Source organism: Pseudomonas sp. AP42 (assembly GCF_001728935.1).
Classification (GTDB): domain Bacteria; phylum Pseudomonadota; class Gammaproteobacteria; order Pseudomonadales; family Pseudomonadaceae; genus Aquipseudomonas; species Aquipseudomonas lactis.
In genome coordinates, this window is the sequence record NZ_LYSO01000196.1 from 1 (window position 1) to 4,494 (window position 4,494).

Sequence of the window (4,494 nt, forward strand, 5' to 3'; positions counted from 1 at the left end):
GGCCGTTACCGCAGGAATGGATATGTACTCGGTAGGACTGTGTCGGCTGTCAGGCCGCCATCGCAGCGATGCGGCGACCCGACAAGCCAGCTCCCACATTTAGTCTGCAGTTATCCGGTGGATACGGGCCGATCAGCTTGGCACCGGGGCACCACCCTGCCCAAACCGCCGAATCGCCAGGCAATACCCCACCAACGCCAACCCCGCCAGCAAACCGCCCGCCGCGCCGATCCAGGCGAAGCCGAAGTGGCTGCCGACCCAACTGCCCATCAACGCACCACCGCCGATGCCGATGTTGTAGATCCCGGAAAACATCGCCATGGCCACATCGGTGGCGTCCGGTGCCAGCACCAGCACCTTGGACTGCATGGCCAGGCCAAAGCCCATGATCGCCATGCCCCAAAAAATGCTCAGCCCCACCAGGTAAGACTCGGCGCCGCTCAACGGCAGCATCAGCGCCAGGCACGCGGCGAGGATAGACACCGCGCCGATCACGAACAGGTGGGGGTTGAAGCGATGCACCAGGCTGAACAGCAACGAGCCGATGATGCCAGCACCACCGAACACCAACAGGATCAGGGTCACGGCACTGCCGCCCAGGCCGGCGACGCCTTCGACGAAGGGTTCGATGTAGCTGTAGGCGGTGAATTGGGCGGTGACGGTCATCGCCGTCAGCACGTAGAGCGCCACCAGCGCCGGACGCTTGAACAATAGCGGCAGGCTGCGCAGGGAGCCGGAGTTCTGGCTGGGCAGCAACGGCAAGGTGCGCGCCAGCCAGAACACCAGCGCGGCGGCGAACGCGGCGATCACCAAAAAGGTAGTGCGCCAGCCCATGGCCTCGCCCAACAGACGGCCCAAGGGAATGCCCAACACCATCGCCAGGGATGTGCCGGTGGCCAGCAAGCCAAGGGCCTGCACCTGCTTGCCTTCTGGCGCCAGGCGTACGGCCAGTGAAGCCGTGATCGACCAGAACAGCGCATGGGCCAGGGCGATGCCGACCCGACTGACCATCAGCAAGCCGAAGCTGGTGGCCACGCTGGAAAGAATATGGCTGGCGATAAACAGGCCGAACAGCACGATCAGCAATTTGCGCCGTTCGACGTTGCGGGTCAGCAGCATCACCGGCAACGAGGTCAGCGACACGATCCACGCATAAATGGTGAGCATCAGGCCGACGCTGGCCACGGGCATGTCAAAGCTGGCGCCGATGGCGCTGAGCAGCCCGACCGGGACGAATTCGGTGGTATTGAACACAAACGCGGCCAGCGCGAGGGCGATGACCGGTTGCCAGTTGGCTTGGGGGGTTGCGGCTGAAAGGCTCATTGACGGGCGCGGTACTCTGACGGTGATCAAACGGCCACCCAGGACAAGCGCCGCCGCCGAGCATTCTATAGGTTTCTCGCACCGCTGTTGCTGCGGATCGTCGCCCGACGACCTAAGGCGAAGTCATGGTAATGATGTAGTTGCCTGACTGGATGAGCTTACCGGCGCGGTCTACCAACACGTAACGCTGATCGTAATAGCGCCCCTCGCCGCTGTCCGCCACCAGCCGCACATGGGGTGCGTCGACACTGACCACCGGCGCGACACTGCGCACCTCGATTCGGCTGCCACGACTGGATTGGGCACAGCCGCGCAGTTCCATTACCGAACCGCTGCGCGCATTTGTCGCACACCCTGACTCGACAATGGCGCCGCTGAACCTGATGGTGCCCTGCCCCACGGTTTGTGCGGCGCCGCAGGTACTTGCCCACAGCCCCAGAAGGCCAGTCATTACCGCTACACGATGAACGTTCATGCCGACACTCCTTCTTGGGTTAGTTAAGAAGTAAGTCGTCGGCACGCCGGTTAACTTGAGCTTATTTACCCGCCAATGAGAGGTGCGTCACGGATCCACCTGCCCCATCAACTCAGGAATGCTCTCCGGCCGCTGGGCATAGCGTTGGGCCAACGCCGCACAAACCATCAACTGGATCTGGTGAAACAGCATCAACGGCAAAATCAACACCCCCATACTCGCCCCGGCAAACAGCACCTGCGCCATCGGCACGCCGGTCGCCAGGCTTTTCTTCGAGCCGCAGAACAGGATGGTGATGCGGTCCTCCTGATTAAAGCCAAACGCCTTGCCCAGCAGCGTAGACGCCACCAGCACCAGGGCCAGCAACACGCAGCAGGCCACCACCAAGCCGCCCAATTCCCACAGCGGGATCTGGTGCCAGATGCCTTCGTTGACAGCCTCGCTGAAAGCCCCGTAGACCACCAACAGAATCGAGCCCTGGTCGACGAATTTCAGCCAGGCTTTGTTACGCCCGACCCAGCCCCCAATCCAGCGGCTGGCGACTTGCCCGGCAATGAACGGCAGCAACAACTGCACGCTGATTTTGACAATTGCATCGACTGTGGAGCCGCCATCACCGTGTACGTTGAGCAGCAGCGCTACCAGCAGCGGCGTCAGGAAGATGCCGAACAGGCTGGACGCCGCCGCGCTGCAGATGGCCGCCGGGATGTTGCCGCGGGCCAGGGAGGTAAAGGCAATCGCCGATTGCACGGTGGCCGGCAAGGCGCAGAGGTAGAGCATGCCCATGTACAGCTCGGTGCCGATCAGCGGCGACAGCACTGGCTTGAGCGCCAGGCCCAGCAACGGAAACAGTACGAAGGTCAGGCTGAACACCAGTAAATGCAGGCGCCAGTGACCGGCACCGGCGACGATGGCCTTGCGCGACAGCTTGGCGCCGTGCAGGAAAAACAGCAGCGCGATGGCCAGGTTGGTGACCCAGCCGAACGCCACGGCGGTCTGGCCGCTGACGGGCAGCAGTGAGGCGAGGATCACGGTGGCGATCAGGGTGAGGGTGAAGTTGTCGGGGAGAAACCGGGGCCGGGTCATAAGCAATTCTTCCAGGGGTTGCCAAGAGCGTCGCGACGACTCTAACGTAACCACCTGTTACCGACTAACGCCAATGAGCCAGTAAATGCCGCCTAAAGGACATGAAAAAGCCGTGCGCCGTAGTGTTCCTGGGCTTTCCAGCCTGCCTAGGCCGGTGTACGGGCGCACTGAATCCTTGCCCAATCGGGCGCTGACGCGACGCCACAGCCACCCGTGGGTGCAGTTGTCCTACGCGATTTCCGGGGTATTGGAGATCCAGACCAGCGTCGGCCGTTTCGTCGCGCCACCCCAGCGTGCGGTGTGGATCCCGGCCGGCATGCCCCATCGGGTGTTCAGTTCGCCCCTTACGGAAATGCGCAGTTTGTATCTTGATTGCAGCGTCACCGCCTGGGCCGCCGAGCGTTGCCAGGTGCTGGAGGTGAGCAGTTTGCTACGCGAGCTGATCCGCAACTTCAGCCAATTGCCGGTGGAATATACCGAGGACGGGGCGGACGGACGCCTGGCCCAGGTGCTGCTCGACCAGCTCGCCGCCGCGCCCCAGGTGGATTTGATGTTGCCGCTGCCTCACGACCCGCGGCTGCGGCAGATCTACCGCAGCCTCAACCTGCACCCCGAGCAACAGACCACGTTGGGCGAGTGGAGCCGCAAGCTGGGAGTCAGCGAAAAAACCCTCAGTCGGGTGTTCCTGAGTGACACCGGGCTGACATTCCGCGCGTGGCGCCAGCGCCTGCGCCTGTTAAGCGCCCTGCCCGCCCTGGAACAAGGCGAGCGGGTGACGGATGTGGCATTGGGGTGTGGCTATGAATCGACCTCAGCCTTTATCAACGCGTTTCGTCAGCAGTTTGATTCCACCCCCGGTGAATTCTTCCGCTGACCCTTTCCCACGATGCAAATAATCCCCAAACCCACGCTCGGCTGGTATTGTGCCGCGCTTTGAAACACAGCAACCGACTGCGAGGAAATGGACGTTGAACACTGACGAAAAAATGACCGGGGACCTGTTCGAGGTTGATAAGCGCCTGTCACTCAAGCCCGTGGTGGACTTCAACGCCTACCTGCGCAGCGCCTTCGGCGACGGCCCTTGCACCTGCGTGCGCTGCACGGCCAACGGCGGCGATGAAAGCGGCTACGAGTTCCAACACACCTTCACCTTCGAGGGTAAGCCCGTGCATCGCCGCTTCGCTTCGACGGCGGGTAGTGATGTGTTGATGGCGTTGAAAAAGGCCTGGTTGTCGTACACCAAGGCCGAGCTGCCGCTCAGTGGTGTGTTGGCGCTGGATACGGTGAAGGAATTCGTCGAGCCGCAACTGCACAAACGCCTGGCGCCGCTGTTTGTGGCCAGTGGGCTGGTCAAGGATGTCGACGGCGAGTTGCGCATCCAGCCGCAAGCCATGGCCTGACACAGGCTAATGTTGGGGGGAACACATCTTTCTAGGCAAAGAAGATCCAATGTGGGAGCTGGCTTGCCTGCGATAGCGGTAGTGCAGTAACAGATGCAGTGACTGCCACACCGCCATCGCAACATACAACTCTGTGGGCTGAAGGCGCAGTCGGTAACCACGATGCGAAGCGAGCCGCTCTTGATCTTGCTTTTGATCTTAGGCGCCCCG

The 4,494-nt window shown here is 62.1% G+C and carries 5 protein-coding genes; 2 read left to right on the top strand and 3 right to left on the bottom strand.

What is annotated here, in order from left to right:
• Window positions 1–132: 132 nt before the first annotated feature.
• The 3 genes from A7K61_RS30290 to A7K61_RS30300 all read right to left on the bottom strand — a co-directional run bounded on the left by A7K61_RS30290 (window position 133) and on the right by A7K61_RS30300 (window position 2,884).
• On the bottom strand, window positions 133–1,323 hold the full coding sequence (locus tag A7K61_RS30290) for a sugar transporter (RefSeq protein WP_069558998.1): 1,191 nt from the start codon (window positions 1,321–1,323) through the stop codon (window positions 133–135).
• Window positions 1,324–1,435: 112 nt separating this feature from the next.
• Complete coding sequence (locus A7K61_RS30295) at window positions 1,436–1,798, bottom strand: type 1 fimbrial protein (RefSeq protein WP_044273987.1); 363 nt, start codon at window positions 1,796–1,798, stop codon at window positions 1,436–1,438.
• A gap of 87 nt (window positions 1,799–1,885) precedes the next feature.
• Window positions 1,886–2,884 (bottom strand): bile acid:sodium symporter family protein, encoded by a 999-nt coding sequence (locus A7K61_RS30300; RefSeq protein ID WP_069558999.1) that lies wholly within the window; start codon window positions 2,882–2,884, stop codon window positions 1,886–1,888.
• Window positions 2,885–2,969: 85 nt separating this feature from the next.
• Here A7K61_RS30300 and A7K61_RS30305 point away from each other — a divergent pair, with 85 nt between their 5' ends.
• Window positions 2,970–3,758 (top strand): helix-turn-helix domain-containing protein, encoded by a 789-nt coding sequence (locus A7K61_RS30305; protein ID WP_069559000.1) that lies wholly within the window; start codon window positions 2,970–2,972, stop codon window positions 3,756–3,758.
• Window positions 3,759–3,852: 94 nt separating this feature from the next.
• Window positions 3,853–4,284: a hypothetical protein gene (locus A7K61_RS30310; RefSeq protein WP_069559001.1), complete on the top strand. Its 432-nt coding sequence runs from the start codon at window positions 3,853–3,855 to the stop codon at window positions 4,282–4,284.
• Window positions 4,285–4,494 lie beyond the last annotated feature (210 nt).

Coding starts and splice junctions, on each gene's coding strand:
- A7K61_RS30290 (WP_069558998.1), bottom strand. CDS start 1,323: ATGAGCCTTTCAGCCGCAACCCCCCAAGCCAACTGGCAACCGGTCATC.
- A7K61_RS30295 (WP_044273987.1), bottom strand. CDS start 1,798: ATGAACGTTCATCGTGTAGCGGTAATGACTGGCCTTCTGGGGCTGTGG.
- A7K61_RS30300 (WP_069558999.1), bottom strand. CDS start 2,884: ATGACCCGGCCCCGGTTTCTCCCCGACAACTTCACCCTCACCCTGATC.
- A7K61_RS30305 (WP_069559000.1), top strand. CDS start 2,970: ATGCCGCCTAAAGGACATGAAAAAGCCGTGCGCCGTAGTGTTCCTGGG.